Raw genomic sequence first — 16,992 nt, 5'->3', positions numbered from 1 at the left:
ACGCCAGAGCCGGTCCGGCAGGGATTCTGGAGCGCGGGCTGGCGCCGGACCCGGTTCGGGGGATACTGCCGGAAGCAAGTTTTCGACTGAGACGATGTCAGACCGCCGCCACCGGGTGGCGATCGATGAGCTGGAGCGATGAGATGTCCGGAACCTACCCCGGGGCGGAACAGCCGCGGCGGCTCGGCGGCAGGTACGAGCTGGGCGCCGTGCTGGGCCGAGGCGGGATGGCCGAGGTCTTCATGGCCCGCGACACCCGGCTGGGCCGCACGGTGGCCGTGAAGACCCTGCGTGCCGACCTGTCGCGGGACCCCACGTTCCAGGCGCGGTTCCGCCGCGAGGCGCAGTCCGCGGCGTCCCTGAACCACCCGGCGATCGTGGCGATCTACGACACCGGCGAGGACTTCGAGAACGGTGTCTCGGTCCCCTACATCGTGATGGAGTACGCCGACGGCTCCACGCTGCGCGACCTGCTGCACTCCGGTCGCAGGCTGCTGCCCGAGCGGGCCCTGGAGATCACCGCCGGCGTGCTGCAGGCGCTGGACTACTCGCACCGCAACGGCATCATCCACCGGGACATCAAGCCGGCGAACATCATGCTGACCCGGTCCGGCACCGTGAAGGTGATGGACTTCGGCATCGCCCGCGCCATGGCCGACAACGGCATGACGATGACGCAGACCGCGGCGGTCATCGGCACCGCGCAGTACCTGTCGCCGGAGCAGGCCAAGGGCGAGACCGTGGACGCCCGCAGCGACCTGTACTCCACCGGCTGCCTGATGTTCGAGCTGCTCACCGGCCGGCCGCCGTTCGTCGGCGACTCCCCGGTCGCGGTGGCCTACCAGCACGTGCGCGAGGAGCCGCAGCCGCCGTCCTCCTACGACCCGGAGGTCAGCCCGGCGATCGACGCCGTGGTGCTGAAGTCGCTGGCCAAGACCGCCGACCAGCGCTACCAGTCGGCCACCGAGATGCGCGCCGACATCGAGCGGGTGCTGGACGGCCGGCCCACCGAGGCGCAGACCGCGGTGCTGGGTGCGGCGAACATGCCGACCCAGCGGCTGGACCCGCGCCAGGTGGGTGCGGCGGCCGCGGTCGGCCAGACCCGGGCGATGCCCGCGGTCGAGGTGCCGACCGGCTACCCGCCCGCGACGCCGGGGTACGACGACGAGTACGGGAACAGTCCGGCCGGACGGCCGCCGGCCGGCCCGCCGCGCCGCGCCGAGCCGCGCCGTCCTCCGGAGCCGGAGAAGAGCGGCAAGACCGGGTACATCATCCTGGCCATCGCCGGCATCGCCGCGGTCATCGCCGCGATCCTGCTGGCGAAGTCCCTGCTGAAGTCCGGCGGCAACACCAACTCCAAGGCGGTTCCGGACTTCGGCGTCGGGGCGAACAGCGTCCAGCAGGCTCAGACCATCCTGAACAAGCCGGAGAACGCCGGATGGAGCCTGACCGGCGACGGAAAGGCCTGTCCCCCCAACACCGACCTGCACTCGGCGCCGACCGGGACGATCGTCGCCCAGAGCCCGGCGGCCGGCGGCAACTTCATGAAGCCCCAGCCCATCACCTACTGCCTGTCGCTGGGCCCGCAGCTGGGCAAGGTGCCGGCCACGGCCACCCTCAACGGGTGGACGGAGGCCACGTTGAAGGCGTACCTGACCGGTGCCCACTTCGATCTGAGCAACGCGGTGGGGTCGCCGCAGGCCGACCCCACGGTGCCGAAGGGCGACATCATCCACGTGGTCGACCTCGCCAACAACGGCGCGGTCATCGACGGTACCCAGCAGGACACGAGCAAGGTCCAGATCGGCTGGACCGTCTCCACCGGCAAGCCCACGGTCCAGCTCACCGCCGCGAACCTCGTCGGCCAGCCGTACGGCAGCGTCGTGTCGCAGATCAAGTCCCAGGGCTTCACCAACGTCACACCGACGCCGGACACCACGGCCAACAACCAGCAGCCGGGCAACGTGACCCGGATCAACGTGCCGGACGGGCCGTACACCAAGGACACGGCGATCGTGGTCTACTACGCGCCGGCGCCGCCGCCTCCGACCACGCCGACGACCTCGCAGTCGCAGCCGTGCGACACGGGCCAGGACCCGACCTGCCAGGGCGGCAATCCCTCGACCACGCAGTCGACGCAGGGACCCGGCAACGGCCAGACCTCGACGAACGGCATGCTCTGCATCGTGGATCCGCAGGCGCCGGGGTGCCCGAACAACCCGACGACGTCCAAGAAGGGCGGCAACTAGGCGCTCCGCTATAGCGAAGCCCCGCACGGAACCTTCCGTGCGGGGCTTTGTGTTTCTCCGCTATAGCGTCTCTTATAGCGTCTCTGCTCAGAGCTCCCGCTAGTTGGCCGCGCCGATCACCACCGGCGCCAAGCCGGTCGACCGCTCCACCGCCCCGGCGTCGCCGCACACGGTCAGCCAGTTCGCCAGCATCCGGTGGCCGCCCTCGGTCAGGACCGACTCGGGGTGGAACTGCACCGCCTCCACCGGGAGTTCGCGGTGGCGGATGCCCATGATGACGCCGGAGTCCGTGCGCGCGCTGACGAGCAGGTCCGCCGGCAGCGTCTCGGGCTCCACGGCCAGCGAGTGGTAGCGCGTGGCTGTGAACGGGTCCGCGAGTCCCTGGAAGACGCCCAGTCCGTCGTGGGTGACCGTGCTGGTCTTGCCGTGGAGCAGTTCCGGGGCGCGGCCGACCACGGCGCCGTGCGCGACCGCGATCGACTGCAGGCCCAGGCAGACGCCGAAGACCGGGATCCGGTGCTCTTCGGCGTAGCCGACCATCTTGACGCACACGCCGGCTTCCTCGGGGACGCCGGGGCCGGGAGAGAGCAGGACGCCGTCGTAGTCGTGCGCGGCCTCGACGCCGATCGCGTCGTTGCGCACCACCTCGCACTCCGCGCCGAGCTGGTACAGGTACTGAACGAGGTTGTAGACGAAGCTGTCGTAGTTGTCGACGACCAGGATCCGCGCTGCCATGCCGTGAGCCTACCGGCCCGAGGGGAAGCGCTATTGCGAGACCGTGTTGCCGCTGAACGGCATCAGCGGTTCGATCCACGGGAAGACCCAGCCGAACAGGAGCACCACGATCAGGGCTGCCGAGGCCAGGGCGATGAGCACCTTCACGTAGACGGGCCCCGGAAGGTGCCGCCACACAAACGCGTACATCGCCTGCTCCTCTCTCTACAGACTTCTCTATAGAGGTCTCTATGAGGTTTTACCAGAGTCCTATTGGAACTTGGGGCTGTTCACGGTCAACGCCGGTGGCTCCCCCACGGACCGCGGCTGCTGGGCGATCAGCGTGCCGGTGACGACCATGCGCTGTGTGGAAGCCCACCACGGATTGCAGGTGGTCAGGGTGATCAGCTTCTGCGACGGCGGCTCGCCGGGGTGGTCGGGGACCGGGGCGACCACGGCCAGGTCGGTCGGGTCGACGATGAACGGGTCGCGGTTCTCGCGGTAGGTGAACCAGGTGTCCGCGGTCTCCACCACGATCAGGTCGCCGGCGCGCATCTCGTCGAGGTAGCGGAACGGCTCGCCGTGCGTCTTGCGGTGCCCGGCGACCGCGAAGTTGCCGATCCGTCCCGGCAGCGCCGAGTCCTTGTAGTGGCCGACGCCGCGGCCCAGCAGGTCCAGGGAGGTGCCCTGCAGGACCGGGATCGACTTGTCGCCGAGCCGGGGGATGTGCAGGATCGCGAACGCCTCGCCGGAGGTGCCGCGGCTGTCGGCGGTGTCGAACGGTCCGAGGCCGGCCGGGTCGGCGGATGTGGCCCAGGTGGCCGAGCGGGGCGCCGGCGGCTGCGCGGCCCACAGCTTGTGCAGGTCCGAGACCTCGGACTTCATCGCCTCGTCGGCGATCACGTTGGTGTAGAAGAGCTGGTAGGCGCAGAACAGGAAGAGCACGACGCCGAGCGTGATCAGGATCTCACCGACGGATCGGATCGCCGTTCGCGCACGCTCTGCCCACATTCCGCCAGTTTGTCGGCTTCAGGGCGCCACGGAGGCGAACGACACGTCGAGCGGTCCGGTGTAGCCCGGGAGCGTCACTCGATCGCGTGCCTTCACGTCCCAGCCGAGCCCGTAGGCGTTGACGTACTCCAGATAGGTCTGCACGGCCGGGGCGGCCATCAGCGCGGCGCGCATCTTGGTCGGGTCGCCGACCGCGGTGATCGCGTAGGGCGGGGAGTAGACGCGGCCCTGCAACAGCAGAGTGTTGCCCACGCAGCGCACGGCCGAGGTCGGCGCCAGGCGCTGGTCCATCAGCTGGATCCCGGTCGCGCCGCCCGCCCACAGCGCGTTCACCACGGCCTGCACGTCCTGCTGGTGGATGATCAGCCAGTCCGGCTGCGCGGCCGGGGCTCCGGCCGCCGGCTGCGCGTTCGGCGGGGCGTCATTGAGGGTCACGGTCAGGGCCGAGCCGGTGACCGGGGTCAGGGCCACCGGGCCGGACAGCGAGTCGACCTGTGCCTGCGCCGCCTTCACCCGGGCGTCGGCGCTCTGGCCGCGGGTCAGGGCGTCCTGCGCCGCGCGCTGCGCCGCCACCTGCTCGGTAAGTTGTTGGTTGTGCGTGTTCTGGGCTCGGATCACGTCGGAGAGCTGCGCACCCCGGTCCGGCCGGATGTCGCCCTGGCCGTCGGCGGTGTCCCGAGCGGTCAGGAACAGCGCGCCGGCGAGGGCGAACACCAGCACCACACCGGTGTGCCAGACCACCCGGGAGGGCCGCCGCCGGACCGGTTCCGGAGCGGGCTCCGGTGCCGTCCGCCGGGTCGGCTCCGGGCCGTCCGCCGATGCGGGTTCGTCCAGCTGATCGCGCCCTGACGCCATGGCGGATACGCTATCGGACGCACACTGTCGCATGCCCGATCGAGGCCGCACAGCAGCCGAGCAATCCAGGAGTGAACCGTGCCCGAGTCGAAGGTCCGCAAGAAGGCCGCGTACACCCCGCCGCCGGACAAGAAGCAGCCGATCAAGCTGGACACCGGGAACCGGGTGGTGCTGCCGCTGATGGTCGGGTGCTTCGTGCTCGGCCTGCTGTGGATAGTGGTGTACTACCTGTCGAACATGACGTACCCGGTGTCCGCGCTGCACGGCTGGAACATGGCCGTCGGCTTCGGGTTGATCATCACCGGCTTCATCGCGTCCATGAAGTGGAAGTAGCGCCGCGCGCTTTGCGTCGCCGTCGTCACCGACTGTGCCCGATCGCTGCCTAACACAACATCCACAGGCTTATCCCCAGTGTGGATAAGTACCGGACGCCTGTGGATAACTATCTGGAACGTCGGTGACGACCCTGGTCAGACCGGGTGTGTACGGCGCGCCGTCAACAGTGCGCGTACGGTTCGCCGGGTCGTTCAGGTGAGCGGTGTGCACGGCCGTGGCGGCGATCGCCAGGGCGAGCACCAGCGCCATGGTGCCGAAGCCGAGCCCGTTGAGCAGCCGCACCTGCTGCTCACGGGGCGCTCCGGCCTTGCCCAGGGTGCGGATGAGCTCCGGGGCGAAGGCGTAGACCGCGCCGATCAGCGCCCCGGCCACCACGCCGCCGACGTGGTCGCGCCAGTCGATGTTGGTGTTCTGCAGCGGGATCACAATGTTGATCACCAGCACCACGACGATCATCCCGGGGTCCAGGATCTTGCGCCGCAGCCCGATCACCACCAGGCAGCCGAACACCGCGGAGATCGCGCCGGAGGCGCCCAGGCTCGCCGGGCTCAGCGGGGTCATGAACCAGTAGGACGTCACCGCCCCGGCCAGCCCGCCGATCAGGTAGACCAGCACGAACCGCAGCTTGCCCAGCATCGCCTCCAGCATCGGGCCGATGAAGAACAGCGAGATCATGTTCGAGGCGATGTGCACCAGGTTCGCGTGCAGGAACATCGAGGTGACCAGGCGGTACCACTCGCCGTTGGCCACGCCTATCGGCTGGCCGTCCACCCAGGTGCCCTTGGCGATCAGCTCCAGCCGCATGTCCAGGGTGTTCACCTGGAACACCCCGCCGCCGGCCGCGCCGACCTGCGAGGTGCCGACGATGTGCTGCAGGCCGAACATCACGAAGTTCAGCGCGATCAGGCTGTAGGTGACCACCGGGACCACCCGGGGCCGCAGCACCGCGCCGAACGGGGTCCGGGCCTTGGGCACCTGCTGGTTGCCGCCGCGCACGCAGTCCGGGCACTGGAAGCCGACCGAGGCGGGGACCATGCACTCCGGGCAGATGCGGCGCTCGCAGCGGGTGCAGCGGATCTGCGCCTCCCGCTCCGGATGCCGGTAGCAGGCCGGGAGGTCGGTGGCCGGCACGGGAGGGCTGCCTGGGCTGCCTGGCGGCATCGTCACGGTGGTCCTCTTTAGGTACAGCGACGCGAAGCGTCCCGTTGACGGCTGGGGAGACGGGCTGACGGGTCCGGTTTCGATCGGCCGGTTCGAATGTAGAGGAAACGAACACGCGGGGCACAGAGTTTCCTCCGCGCCCCGCGGTACGTGCCGCTCAGCCCTGGCGGCGTTCGATCGTGATGCTCTCGATCACCACCGGCTGCAGCGGCCGGTCCTGCGCGCCGGTCGGCACCGCCGCGATCTGGTCCACGACCTTGCGGCTGTCGGGGTCCACGACCTCGCCGAAGATGGTGTGCTTGCCGTTCAGGTGGGTCGGCCGGCGCGGGGTCGGCACGGTGATGAAGAACTGCGAGCCGTTGGTGCCCCTGCCGTTGCGGATCCCCGCGTTGGCCATCGCCAGCAGGTAGTCGCGGTCGTTGAAGGTCTGGTCCGGGTGCGGCTCGTCGTCGAAGACGTAGCCGGGGCCGCCGAAGCCCTGGCCCAGCGGGTCGCCGCCCTGGATCATGAACTGCGGGATGATCCGGTGGAAGATCGTGCCGTCGTACAGCGGCGTCTTCGACTTCACATTGCTCTCGGGGTGCGTCCACTCCAGGGTCCCCTCCGCCAGACCCACGAAGTTGGCGACGGTCTTCGGCGCAAAGTCCGGAAGCAACCGCACGACGATGTCGCCGTGGTTGGTCTTGATGGTGGCGTACAGGTTCTCGGCCACAGTCTGTTGCCTTTCGGTTTCTGTCATATGGACGCTCTCCATCCTCGCACGGAAGGTCACTCACCCTCTGAGTAGCCCCAATGGCCCTGCGTGAGGTTGTCTGGCGGGGCGGCCGGGCAGGCACGAATTCGAGCCGCTTGCCAGGTCGACCCTGCTTCCGGCGGCGCTGCCCGGCGGGGCCGCCGGGCAGCGTTGGACGGCGTTCAGACAGCGTTGGACAGGTGAAGCGGTGAACAGGCGATGTGAGGGAGAGGCGCGATGAGGATGCCGTTCAGTCACGAGGTGCCGCAGAGCCGTCTGGAGCGCGTGCGCTGTGCCGTCCGCGACCGGACCTCCGGCGCCGCCCACTCGGTCTCCGGCGCGGCCGGGACCGCCCAGACCGCGGCCATGAGCGCCGCCGGCGCCGCGCAGGACACGGCGCAGCAGATCGCCGACCGCGCCGCGGTTGTCGCGCAGCAGGTGGCCGACCGCGCGTCGATCGCCGCCGCGGTGATGGCCGAGCGGGCCCGGCCCGTGGCCGAGCGCGCCCGCCCGCTGGCCGCCGAGGCGGCGACCCGCGGCGGCGCGGCGTGGCAGGTCATCCTGCACGGCGCCCCGCAACCGTCGCCGATGGCACGCATCGCCGGCGTGATGCCGCTGGCGGCCGTGACGGCGGCCCGCCGCAGCCGCGCCCCGATCGGCCTGATGGCGCTCGGCGCGGTCGGCGCGGTCGGCCTGCTCTGGTGGCGCCGCTCGCGGGCCGACGTGGACAGCGTGTGGATCCTCGACTCGGACACCGACGTCGAGCCGGTCGGCCGCTGGCGGGAGGACGACAGCCGGGCTGCGGCCGACGACACCGCGATGGGCTCCGGACGCCGGGAGTCCCCGGCCAACCGCTGGCCCTGAGCAAGCGGCCACCCGGCCACCAGGCCACCCGCCGGCCACCAGCCAGCCCCGGAGCCACCATCCCACCGGATCCGACCCACGCACCGAAAGGCGGTCCGCCGATGATCGCCGTCGCGCTGGGCCTGCTCGGCCTCGTGGTCATGATCGCCACCGGGGTGTCGGCTTCGAGCACCGGTGACGACCACCTGACCTTCCTCGGCGTCGGAGTCCAGACGACCACCGCGCAGGTCTTCCTCACCGGCGCGATATTCGGCTGGGTCTTCGTGATCGCCCTCTGGCTGCTCCGCATGGGCATGCACCGCTCGGGACAGCGCTGCGCGCAGCTGGCCGCGCGCCGCAGCCGGCGCGCGAGCGAGTGGCTCGGGTTCAGTGAGGGCGAGGCTGACGGGGACGGGTGGGACGGGTGGGGTGAGTGGGATGACTGGCGTGCGGTGGGGCGGCGGTCGGGGAGTGAGGTGCGCGGCTCGCAATGGCATGGCGTCCGCTTCCGGGCGACCACTCCGCTTGATGCCGAAGGCACGGTGAGCGGCGAGATCGTCGGCCGGGGTGAGGTGCGTGGGCCGAATTCCCGTGGCGTCCGCTTCCGATCGGCCGCTCCGCGCGATGCCGAGGGCGCTCTCCCCGACGGGATCGTCGGCCGGGCCGGCCCGGCTGGTCACGGTCGCGGCGCCCCATGGCGTGCCGACGGCGGCACTGACAAGGCAAACCGGGCCGTCGCAGGTGCACCGGACCAGCCGGGCGCGCTCGGCGGAGGCCACGCGCCGGGCCCAGTCGCAGGGCGGCTGCCCGGTATCGGCGTGGACGGCGGCGCTCAGCGCCGCCAGGTCGGCGGCGGCTCCGGCCCGGTGGCGGGCGAGGATCGCGCCGCTGAGGGCGAGTAGCGCTCCGGCGAGGGTCGTCAGTAAGCCCGCCAGCAGCGCGGCGTAGATCGTGGCCGAGCCGCGATCACGGGTCCGGGTCGGCATCGGTGTCCTCGCTTCCCACAGTGGATTCGTCAGCCTCGTAGGCTTCGGCGTGCACGGTGAACGCCCGCAGCAGCGGCACCTCGGCCACCGACGCCCTGACCGTGACGCGGATCAGGCCGTCCTCGGTGGTGATGTGCACCGCGGCGCCGGGCATGGCGCGGCTGACAGCCGTTTCGACCTCCGCCGCCGACTCGCCGCGCGCCGCCGCCCGGGCTCCCAGCCGCGCGGCGTCGAGGCAGCGGATCTGCGTCGCCAGCCCGGTCAGGACTCCGGCCAGCGCCACCGTGAACAGCACCAGGCTGGGGATGGCCAGTGCCGCTTCGACCGTGGCGTAGCCGGCGTCCCGACGTCGTCGCCGGTGCATCAGAACGCTGTGCTGAGCGCCTTGCGCAGAACCGCCGTGAGGCCGTTCTCCACCGCCGGACTCGTGATCACCTTGTACAAGATCACTGCGAAAGCGCAGGCCGCGAGTGTTCCGAGCGTGTACTCCACGGTCGACATGCCCCGGTCGCGGTGCCGTCGTCGGCGGATGAGTCTCATGGTTCTTCCTTCCGGCTAGAGGTCAGGGGACAGCGGTCAGAGCAGGTGGTGGGCCAGGCCCAGGACGATCGGGACGACCCCGATCAGGACGAACGCAGGCAGGAAGCACCCGGCCAGCGGCGCCACGCCCCGCACCCCGGCCCGCCGCGCGGCGGCCGTGCTCGCGGCGTGCCGCTCCTTGCGCAGATCGGTGGCGCAGGCGCGGATCGTGGCGACCGGTGGCGCGCCGGACAGGCCGGCCCGGCCGATGGCCTCGGCGACCGGGCGCAGTCCGGGTTCGGCGGCGACCACACGCCAGGTGGTGACCGGGTTGCCGCCGAGCCGCAGCAGGTGCGCGACCTCCTGGAACCGGTCGGACAACTCGGCCGCCGCCTGCTCGCCGAGCGTGGTGAGCCGGCCCGGTGGCCGCAGGCAGTACGCCACCACCTCGGCGGCGCGCAGCGGATCGGCGCCGGAGGCCAGGCACGCGGCCAGCAGATCGGCGGCGACCGGAGACATCCGCGCGGCCGCTTCACCTTGCCGTCGTTGGCGGCGGGCCGTGGTCCAGGGGTTGTGTCTCAAACGTTTGAGAAACCCGGACCACGGTCGCGAGCGCGATGGATCCGTGGCGCCGTCCCGCGAGGCCAGAAAGGCCAACCGCCGGGCGGGACGGTCCTGGTGCCGTTGCGGCCAGCACAGCACCGACAAACCCGCCGACACCCCGGCCGCGACCCCGGTGAACGCGATGCCGAGGACGCTCATGACAACGCCTCCGCCGATCGCGCGATGCGGTCCATCCACACCACGCCGCCGAGCACGAACGCGATCCCCAGCACCAGACACGTCTCGCCGATCCCGGTGTGCAGCAGCATGGGGACCGGCGAGAGCCCCATCCCGGAGCCGATGACCAGCCCCACCACCGGCAACAGCGCCAGCAGCCGCGCCGAGGCACGGATCCCGGCGAGTTCGGCGTCCAGCTCGCGCCGCTGAGCGCGCTCCGCCCGAAGCCCGTCGGCCAGCTCCCCGATCGCCGGGGTCATCCCCGCGCCGCCCTCGGCGACCTGCCAGCACGCGGCAAGCGCGGCGAGAGCCTCACGGCCCGGCGTTCCGGCCGCCGAGCGCAGCACGGTCACCACGTCGGCGCCGGTGCCGAGCGGTCCGGCGAGATAGACCGCCAGATCCGGGCACGCGCCGGATGCGGCGTCACGCAACGCCTCGCGTGCCTCCCGACCGGCGTGCAGCTCGGAGCAGATGGTGACGCAGAGTTCGATGACCTCGGTCTGTCGGCGCTCGACGGCCAGCCGCGCGGTGTGAGCGGTCCACGCCCGATACGCACGCCACGCTGCGAACGGCACCAGGAACGCCAGCACCGCCGAGCGCGCCGCCACAGAACTGAGAACTCCCAACGCGATCGCCGACAGCACCGTCGGCCATGCACCGGCCAGCCGCAATCGCCATTTCGGTCCGCGCGGACCGCCGAGAACCGCGGTCTCCAGCCGTCGGCGCGCGCCCGGCCCGGGGAAGGTCAGCACCGCCGAAGCCGCCAGAAGACCAGCCAACGCGGAGTTCATCGGTGGCCTCCTCTGCGGGAGGGTGAGGGTCCGTAGTCGGCGACGAACGGTTCGTCCGGATCGCTCGCACCGGTCGCACCGCCCGCACTGGCCGCGTTCTTGAGGACCGGCAAGAGGCGATCGGCCTCAGCCAATGCCTCCTGCCAACCGGCGAGCTTCTCCAAATCGGCGTCGGTGTCCCGGTTCTGCTGCTCCCGTGGGGGTTTCGCGGTTGTCTCCCGGACATCGATCCCCAACAGCTGGCTGAGGCGCTCCGAACCGGGGCCGTAGGTCGCGGTGCCCGCGGCATCGAAGTCCACGGCGGACAGCACCTCGGTCTCCCCGAACCCGCGGTCGACGACGCCGATCGACGCCAGCCGCCGTTTTCCCTTCTCCCGCACCAGATGCACGACCGCCTGGACCGCGGACGCCAACTGCGCGTGCAGCGCGCCGCGCTCCAGCCCGGCCGGAGCGGCGAGGGCTTCGACCCGCGCTACGACGTCCTCGACCCCGTTCGCGTGCAACGTGGCCGCGCAGCCGTCGTGCCCGGTGTTCATGGCGGCCAGCAGCTCCAACACCTCGGGCCCGCGCACCTCGCCGACCACGACCCGATCCGGCCGCATCCGCAGCGCTTGCCGCACCAGCGTCCGCAGGTTCACCGCACCGCGGTTCTCCTGGTTCGCGGTCCGGCACTGGAGACGCGCCACGTGCGGATGATCGACGACCACCTCGGCGCACTCCTCGGTCACCACGATCCGCTCGTCGGCGGGCACCAGGCCGAGCAGCGCGCCGAGGAGCGTGGTCTTGCCGCTGCCGGTGCCACCGGTGACCAGATACGACACCCTCGCGGTGGCGACGGCCCGCAACAGGCGTGCGCCGTGCTCGGTGGTCATTCCGCCGGCCATGAGCCGGTCCATGGTGAACGCCCGGCGCGGCGGGACCCGCAGGGAGATCAGCGTTCCCCGGACGGCCACCGGAGGCAGCACCGCGTGCAGCCGGGCGCCGTCGGGCAGCACTCCGTCGACGCACGGCGCGGCGTCGTCGAGGCGGCGTCCGGCGTGTGCGGCCAGCCGCTGCGCGAGCCGCCGCACCGCGGCCTCGTCGGGGAAGCGCACGTCGGCGCGGCTCAACGTCCCGGCGCGTTCGATCCACACCGAGTCCGGGGCGTTCACCAGGACGTCGGTGACCTCCGGATCGGTCAGGAAGCGGTCCAGGACGCCGGCGCCGGTGAGCTCGGAACGCACCTGATACGCCGCCGCGCGCAGATCGCGGCCGTCGAGCATGCAGCCCTCGGCCCGCAGCGCCGCGAGGATCGCCTGCATGTCGACCCGGACCGGCGGGGTCGCCAGCCGGGACCGGACCCGGTCCACGAGCCCGGCGTTCAGCCGCAGCCGCTCCGATCCGGGCAGCGGGGCCGAGGACATCGACGAGGACATTGACGAAGGCATCGACGAAGGCATCGGGGACGACATCGGCGAGGGCGGTGTCTTCGGGGAAGGCGGCGGCGCGTTCATGCCGCCGCCCGGGACTCGGAGCGCCGGGCGGGCGCCAGGCCGAACAGGTCGTCCAGGAAGCTTCGGCAGAACGCGGACACACTTCCCCGCGCGCTGGAGCCGGGCGGCTCGCCGTGTTCGGCGGCCGCGGAGAGCCGCCGCTCGGCCCCGATCACCCCGGCCAGCGGCAGGCCGCCCATGACATCCGTTATGTCCAGCGGCTCCAGTCCGCCGGGAGCCGGCAGCCGCACCACCACGCGCAGGTCCGGCGACACCAGCCGGACCGCCGCCGCCAACTGCGAGGCCGCCGCGGAGGCCCGCACCTCGGCGGGGACCACCATCAGCGTCACGTTCGCCAGGGCCAGCGCCTCGGTCGCGGCCTCGTCGAGCGAGCGGGGCAGGTCGACCACGACCAGGTCACCGGCCTGTGCCAAAGCCGTGAGCACGGCGCGCACCGGCTCGGCGGCGACCGCCGGCAGCGGGATGTCGGTCCGGGTGTGCGGCCAGGTGAGGATCGGCAGGCCCCGCTGCGGGCGGGCCGTCGCCCGCGCCATGCTGTCGGCCCGGTCCTGAGCGGAAGAGCCGCCGACTTCCCAGGATGCCTCTGAATCAGAGTTTTCCGGGGTGATCACCTTCGCCCCGGAAAGAGATTCCGCTGATGAACCGTCACCATTGAGCCGGCGTCCGATACGTCGCGCTCCGGTGGTTTCCTGCGGCATCGGCGAACCGCCGCCGGACCACAGTTCCTCATCGATGTCGGGGGATCCGTCGTCATACAAGGGATTCGCGGAAGCACCGCCAATGTCGCCGCTGACGCTCCGGGACTCCGGCCGGAGCCACGGGTCCGCCTTTCCCGGATCGACCGGGGTCCCGCTGTCGTACCAGGGATCCTCGGCGGTTCCCGGGCGGGCGCCGAGCCATCCGGGGCCGTCGTCCTCGCCGGGCCGGGCCCGTGGCCAGGCCAGTACCGGCAACCGGTCCGCGCCCTCCTCGGCGAAGCCCAGGCCGCCGGCCAGACCGTGGCGGGAATGCGCCGCGTAGGTCGGCAGCGCGTCCCGCAGCGAGCGCCCGGACAGCCGGCCGTCGCGCCACTGCGCCAGCTCCGACCAGCGCGGCCCCGGCTCGGTCTCCAGACCGAAGAGCAGGTCGATGCCGCCGCCGGCGGGATCCAGGTCCACCAGCGTGGAGCGCAGGCCGCGGCGCACGCCGGCCAGGGCCAGCGCGGCGGCCAGGGTCGAGCCGCCGGCTCCGCCGCGTCCGGACAGCACAGCGACCACCGCTCCGGGTTCCTCGGCGGGAGCGTCGGCCTCGGCGAGCAGGCCGGCCAGCCAGCGTTCGCAGTCCGGCAGGATCAGTACGTGCGCGGCGCCCACCGCGCTCCCGCGCTGCCAGACCGAGGCGTCGTCCAGGTCGCGGCCGATCAGCGCCACTTCCGGGCGGCGCGGCAGCCCGGCGCGGGCCACCTCGCCGGTCTGGTCGACGCCGACGAGCACCAGCGGCGCGGCGTTCCAGCGGTGGCGCGCGGCGCTCGGTCCGGGCACGATCTCGATCCGCACCCCGGCCTCGGCCGCGATCCGCAACAGCGCCTCGGCCAAGGCCGGGTCGGAGGTCACGGCCAGCGGGGCCGCGGCCGGACCGGGCCCGGGTTCATACCGTGATTCGGGCCCTGACCTGCGGTTCCGATCTGGTCGGCCGGACGCAGGATGCTGCGTGACCTCTCGCATGGCGGCTCCCTGGGATCGGGCCCGCCTTCGGTCGGCGGGGCACGGGCCCACGGTCGCCGAGGAATCGCGGAGCGCGCCAGGACTGCCGGAAGGACTTGTGGATAAACCCGGCTTGGGGATAACCGCTATCCCTCGTTCGGCGTAGCGGCTACGCGGTTATTGGATGCGACGTCTTAGTTCGTGTGCGAACTTGTGGATTTCTCAGCGAAGATTTAAACCGGGTCGCGGGATATCCGAACGTCGGTTGTCGGAACTGTGCCGGATCAGCGCCGGATCTGTGCCGGAACTGTGCTGGAACCGGCGATGGAACTCTGAGAGTTCTGTCTCGGAACTGTGTCGGTTCTGCGCCCTCCAGCGGGCGCTGAGCGGCCCGCAGGGACCCACGACGGGGCCTGCGGAGGCGTCGGTGCGAACCGGATGTCAGCACGACTGGCGGGCCCGGCGACCCGACCGCCGCCGCCCGGGACCGGGCGGGGCGCGGCTGTGACATCGCAAGAAACGAAGAAAAGTGAAGACCCCCGCCGGGGGGGAGAGCGGGGGTCTTCTCCACGACCAGGCTCGGGGGGGAGGAGCCGGGCCGTGGTAGCACGGTCGCGAACGATCCGTGACTTCCATGGTGTACCCGAGGCTCGCAGAATGCAAACCCCACCCTCATCCATTACGCCGAATGACTGAAGAGCCGCCGTCGGCGGGGGGTAACTGCGCTTCAAAGCCGTCACTGAGGGCGCATCTGTAGCGGTCCCGACGTAGGACCTACCAACGACGCTATCCTCGATTGTGTGGATGAGCATGCGGACGCACGTGCGGATGGCGCGGGCCGTCCGGCGGCCTTCTTCGACCTGGACAAGACGATCATCGCCAAGTCCTCAACCCTGGCCTTCGGCCGTTCGTTCTACAACGGCGGCCTGATCAACCGGCGCACCGTGCTGCGGACGGCGTACGCCCAGTTCGTGTACCTGGCCGGCGGCGCGGACCACGACCAGATGGAGCGGATGCGGCAGTTCCTGTCCGCCATGGCCACCGGCTGGGACGTCGAACAGGTCAAGGACATCGTCGCCGAGACCCTGCACGACCTGATCGACCCGTTGATCTACTCCGAGGCCGCGGCGCTCATCGCCGAGCACAAGGCCGCCGGACGTGACGTGGTGATCGTCTCCACCTCCGGCTCGGAGGTGGTCGAGCCGATCGCCGAGATGCTCGGCGCGGACCTGGCGATCGGCACCCGGATGGCGGTCGGCGAGGACGGCAAGTACAGCGGCGAGATCGAGTTCTACGCCTACGCCGAGAACAAGGCCAAGGCGATCCTGGAGCTGGCCGCCGAGCGCGGCTACGACCTGAGCCGGTCCTTCGCCTACAGCGACTCCGCGACCGACGTCCCGATGCTGGAGTCCGTCGGCCACCCCTACGCCGTCAACCCCGACCGCGCCCTGCGCAAGGAGGCGACGGCCCGCGAGTGGCCGATCCTGGTCTTCGACAAGCCGGTGGCGCTGCGCTCCCGGGTCGGGGAGCTGGCGGCCAAGCCGGCGGTGTCCGGAACGGCCCTGGGCCTGGCTCTGGCGACCGCGGGGACCATTTGGTGGCTGGGGACGCGCGGCCGGCGCCGACGGCGCTCTGCCTTCGACTGAGCCGGTTTTGGTCGATCCTGTCCGGCTTGAGCTTCCTCAGCTGCTCAGCTCCTCAGCACGACGGCTCGGGCGGCTCGGGGCGGCTCATGGGGGGGGCGGGTCGGCCGGGTCAGCCGGAGTGGCCGGAGCGGCCGGGACCGCCGCCGGTCCCCCGACGCGGTCCGGGGCCGGCCTGCCGGTCGGGCACCGAGCGCACCACGACCAGGCGGTCGGTCAGCTGGATGGTGCCGATCGCCACGTCGTCGTAGCGCATGGTCCGCGACCCGCGGATGACCGCCAGCACCGGCTCCTTGACCGCGCGGGGCTCCTTGTCCACGTCGCGGGCGTCGGCCGGGCGCTCCATGAGCTCCAAGCCGTCGCCGTAGGACAGCAGGTCCTGCACCACCTGGCCGACCTTGGGGCTGATCGTGGCCACGCCGAGCAGCTGCCCGGCGGTGTCGGAGCTGGTGACCACCGAGGAGGCGCCGCTCTCGCGCAGCAGCGCGGCGTTCTCGGCCTCCCGGACCGAGGCCACCACCATGGCGCGGCGGGTGAGACGACGGACGGTCAGCGTGGTCAGCACCGCCGTGTCGTCCCGGTCGGCGCTGATCACCACATGTTTGGCTTTGGTGATCTCCGCGCGTTCCAGCACCTCGCTGCGGCTGCCGTCGCCGACGACGCCGGCCAGGCCGCGCCGGTTGGCCTCGGCGATCCGCGCCGGGTCGGTGTCGACCACCACGATCGACTCCGGGGTGTGGCCGTTCTTCAGCAGCGTCTGCACCGCCGAGCTGCCCTTGGTGCCGTAGCCGACCACGACGGTGTGATCCCGCACCTTCGACCTCCACCTCTCCTGCCGCCATTCGTTGCGGGTCCGCTCGGTGAGCACCTCCAGGGTGGTGCCGACCAACACCAGCAGGAACATCACGCGCAGCGGCGTGACGACGAGGGTGTTGACCAGCCGGGCCGAGTCGCTGACCGGCACCACGTCGCCGTAGCCGGTGGTCGACAGGGTCACGGTGGCGTAGTAGAAGGCTGTGAGCCAGCCGACCGCCTTGCCGGAGGAGTCGCGGTAGCCGTTCCGTCCCAGGTAGACGATCACCGCCGAGAGCACCAGGATCCCGAGCGCCAGCAGCACCCGTTTGAGCACCGCCCACAGCGGACCCGAGACCGCGCGCGGCAGCACCACCGACGGGCGGAACGGCGCTGCGTACGTG

General features: G+C 71.4%; 17 protein-coding genes and 1 pseudogene. 4 read left to right on the top strand and 14 right to left on the bottom strand.

The window, feature by feature from the left end:
• Positions 1-143: 143 nt before the first annotated feature.
• The gene (gene pknB / locus ABH935_RS15795) at positions 144-2,249 is read left to right on the top strand and encodes a Stk1 family PASTA domain-containing Ser/Thr kinase (protein ID WP_370378631.1); all 2,106 of its coding nucleotides are present in this window, start codon (positions 144-146) and stop codon (positions 2,247-2,249) included.
• A gap of 99 nt (positions 2,250-2,348) precedes the next feature.
• Here pknB and ABH935_RS15790 read toward each other — a convergent pair whose 3' ends face one another.
• From ABH935_RS15790 to ABH935_RS15775, 4 genes are read right to left on the bottom strand one after another with little or no spacing between them, the layout of a single operon-like run.
• Positions 2,349-2,984 (bottom strand): aminodeoxychorismate/anthranilate synthase component II, encoded by a 636-nt coding sequence (locus ABH935_RS15790; RefSeq protein WP_370378630.1) that lies wholly within the window; start codon positions 2,982-2,984, stop codon positions 2,349-2,351.
• 30 nt (positions 2,985-3,014) lie between these two features.
• Positions 3,015-3,173 carry a hypothetical protein gene (locus ABH935_RS15785; protein WP_370378629.1) on the bottom strand — a complete coding sequence of 53 codons (159 nt, stop codon included), beginning with the start codon at positions 3,171-3,173 and terminating at the stop codon, positions 3,015-3,017.
• Positions 3,174-3,233: 60 nt separating this feature from the next.
• Positions 3,234-3,974, bottom strand: coding sequence for a class E sortase (locus tag ABH935_RS15780; protein WP_370378628.1), 741 nt, complete (start codon positions 3,972-3,974; stop codon positions 3,234-3,236).
• Between the two features lie 18 nt (positions 3,975-3,992).
• Positions 3,993-4,829 (bottom strand): DUF881 domain-containing protein, encoded by an 837-nt coding sequence (locus tag ABH935_RS15775; protein WP_370378627.1) that lies wholly within the window; start codon positions 4,827-4,829, stop codon positions 3,993-3,995.
• A 78-nt stretch (positions 4,830-4,907) separates the two neighbouring features.
• Between ABH935_RS15775 and crgA the strand changes: the two genes are divergently transcribed.
• Complete coding sequence (gene crgA, locus ABH935_RS15770; protein ID WP_370378626.1) at positions 4,908-5,162, top strand: cell division protein CrgA; 255 nt, start codon at positions 4,908-4,910, stop codon at positions 5,160-5,162.
• A 69-nt stretch (positions 5,163-5,231) separates the two neighbouring features.
• On the opposite strand, the gene ABH935_RS15765 is transcribed toward crgA, so the two are convergent.
• On the bottom strand, positions 5,232-6,326 hold the full coding sequence (locus tag ABH935_RS15765) for a rhomboid family intramembrane serine protease (RefSeq protein ID WP_370378790.1): 1,095 nt from the start codon (positions 6,324-6,326) through the stop codon (positions 5,232-5,234).
• A gap of 157 nt (positions 6,327-6,483) precedes the next feature.
• Positions 6,484-7,038 (bottom strand): peptidylprolyl isomerase, encoded by a 555-nt coding sequence (locus ABH935_RS15760; protein ID WP_370378789.1) that lies wholly within the window; start codon positions 7,036-7,038, stop codon positions 6,484-6,486.
• Between the two features lie 258 nt (positions 7,039-7,296).
• Between ABH935_RS15760 and ABH935_RS15755 the strand changes: the two genes are divergently transcribed.
• Positions 7,297-7,923 (top strand): hypothetical protein, encoded by a 627-nt coding sequence (locus ABH935_RS15755; RefSeq protein ID WP_370378798.1) that lies wholly within the window; start codon positions 7,297-7,299, stop codon positions 7,921-7,923.
• A 698-nt stretch (positions 7,924-8,621) separates the two neighbouring features.
• Here ABH935_RS15755 and ABH935_RS15750 read toward each other — a convergent pair.
• The 7 genes and pseudogenes from ABH935_RS15750 to ssd form a co-directional block, all read right to left on the bottom strand.
• Positions 8,622-8,888 (bottom strand): annotated as a pseudogene (locus tag ABH935_RS15750) (Rv3654c family TadE-like protein); the annotation flags it as partial.
• The gene (locus ABH935_RS15745) at positions 8,869-9,252 is read right to left on the bottom strand and encodes a TadE family type IV pilus minor pilin (protein ID WP_370378625.1); all 384 of its coding nucleotides are present in this window, start codon (positions 9,250-9,252) and stop codon (positions 8,869-8,871) included. The gene ABH935_RS15745 and the pseudogene ABH935_RS15750, both read right to left, overlap by 20 nt.
• Positions 9,252-9,428: a DUF4244 domain-containing protein gene (locus ABH935_RS15740; RefSeq protein WP_370378624.1), complete on the bottom strand. Its 177-nt coding sequence runs from the start codon at positions 9,426-9,428 to the stop codon at positions 9,252-9,254. Before ABH935_RS15740 ends, ABH935_RS15745 begins: the two co-directional genes overlap by 1 nt.
• A gap of 36 nt (positions 9,429-9,464) precedes the next feature.
• Positions 9,465-10,169, bottom strand: a complete 705-nt coding sequence (locus ABH935_RS15735; RefSeq protein WP_370378623.1) for a type II secretion system F family protein — start codon at positions 10,167-10,169, stop codon at positions 9,465-9,467.
• Positions 10,166-10,978, bottom strand: a complete 813-nt coding sequence (locus tag ABH935_RS15730; protein WP_370378622.1) for a type II secretion system F family protein — start codon at positions 10,976-10,978, stop codon at positions 10,166-10,168. The genes ABH935_RS15735 and ABH935_RS15730 overlap by 4 nt, the downstream gene beginning before the upstream one ends.
• Positions 10,975-12,405 carry a TadA family conjugal transfer-associated ATPase gene (locus tag ABH935_RS15725; RefSeq protein WP_370378621.1) on the bottom strand — a complete coding sequence of 477 codons (1,431 nt, stop codon included), beginning with the start codon at positions 12,403-12,405 and terminating at the stop codon, positions 10,975-10,977. Before ABH935_RS15725 ends, ABH935_RS15730 begins: the two co-directional genes overlap by 4 nt.
• A gap of 62 nt (positions 12,406-12,467) precedes the next feature.
• Positions 12,468-14,174 carry a septum site-determining protein Ssd gene (gene ssd, locus ABH935_RS15720; protein ID WP_370378620.1) on the bottom strand — a complete coding sequence of 569 codons (1,707 nt, stop codon included), beginning with the start codon at positions 14,172-14,174 and terminating at the stop codon, positions 12,468-12,470.
• Positions 14,175-14,953: 779 nt separating this feature from the next.
• Here ssd and ABH935_RS15715 point away from each other — a divergent pair.
• Positions 14,954-15,799: an HAD family hydrolase gene (locus ABH935_RS15715; RefSeq protein WP_370378619.1), complete on the top strand. Its 846-nt coding sequence runs from the start codon at positions 14,954-14,956 to the stop codon at positions 15,797-15,799.
• A 109-nt stretch (positions 15,800-15,908) separates the two neighbouring features.
• On the opposite strand, the gene ABH935_RS15710 is transcribed toward ABH935_RS15715, so the two are convergent.
• Positions 15,909-16,964 carry a TrkA family potassium uptake protein gene (locus ABH935_RS15710; RefSeq protein ID WP_370378618.1) on the bottom strand — a complete coding sequence of 352 codons (1,056 nt, stop codon included), beginning with the start codon at positions 16,962-16,964 and terminating at the stop codon, positions 15,909-15,911.
• Positions 16,965-16,992: the final 28 nt, after the last annotated feature.

It is taken from the genome of Catenulispora sp. GAS73 (genome assembly GCF_041262085.1).
Lineage (GTDB): Bacteria > Actinomycetota > Actinomycetes > Streptomycetales > Catenulisporaceae > Catenulispora.
This window is presented reverse-complemented; position numbering and strand designations above follow the sequence as displayed.

What these genes read in the sequence shown, in the direction of transcription:
- ABH935_RS15755 (WP_370378798.1), top strand. Translation starts at nt 7,297, where the DNA reads ATGAGGATGCCGTTCAGTCACGAGGTGCCGCAGAGCCGTCTGGAGCGC.
- ABH935_RS15735 (WP_370378623.1), bottom strand. Translation starts at nt 10,169, where the DNA reads ATGAGCGTCCTCGGCATCGCGTTCACCGGGGTCGCGGCCGGGGTGTCG.
- ABH935_RS15725 (WP_370378621.1), bottom strand. Translation starts at nt 12,405, where the DNA reads ATGCCTTCGTCAATGTCCTCGTCGATGTCCTCGGCCCCGCTGCCCGGA.
- ssd (WP_370378620.1), bottom strand. Translation starts at nt 14,174, where the DNA reads ATGCGAGAGGTCACGCAGCATCCTGCGTCCGGCCGACCAGATCGGAAC.
- pknB (WP_370378631.1), top strand. Translation starts at nt 144, where the DNA reads ATGTCCGGAACCTACCCCGGGGCGGAACAGCCGCGGCGGCTCGGCGGC.
- ABH935_RS15775 (WP_370378627.1), bottom strand. Translation starts at nt 4,829, where the DNA reads ATGGCGTCAGGGCGCGATCAGCTGGACGAACCCGCATCGGCGGACGGC.
- ABH935_RS15740 (WP_370378624.1), bottom strand. Translation starts at nt 9,428, where the DNA reads ATGAGACTCATCCGCCGACGACGGCACCGCGACCGGGGCATGTCGACC.
- ABH935_RS15730 (WP_370378622.1), bottom strand. Translation starts at nt 10,978, where the DNA reads ATGAACTCCGCGTTGGCTGGTCTTCTGGCGGCTTCGGCGGTGCTGACC.
- ABH935_RS15780 (WP_370378628.1), bottom strand. Translation starts at nt 3,974, where the DNA reads ATGTGGGCAGAGCGTGCGCGAACGGCGATCCGATCCGTCGGTGAGATC.
- ABH935_RS15765 (WP_370378790.1), bottom strand. Translation starts at nt 6,326, where the DNA reads ATGCCGCCAGGCAGCCCAGGCAGCCCTCCCGTGCCGGCCACCGACCTC.
- ABH935_RS15745 (WP_370378625.1), bottom strand. Translation starts at nt 9,252, where the DNA reads ATGCACCGGCGACGACGTCGGGACGCCGGCTACGCCACGGTCGAAGCG.
- ABH935_RS15790 (WP_370378630.1), bottom strand. Translation starts at nt 2,984, where the DNA reads ATGGCAGCGCGGATCCTGGTCGTCGACAACTACGACAGCTTCGTCTAC.
- ABH935_RS15785 (WP_370378629.1), bottom strand. Translation starts at nt 3,173, where the DNA reads ATGTACGCGTTTGTGTGGCGGCACCTTCCGGGGCCCGTCTACGTGAAG.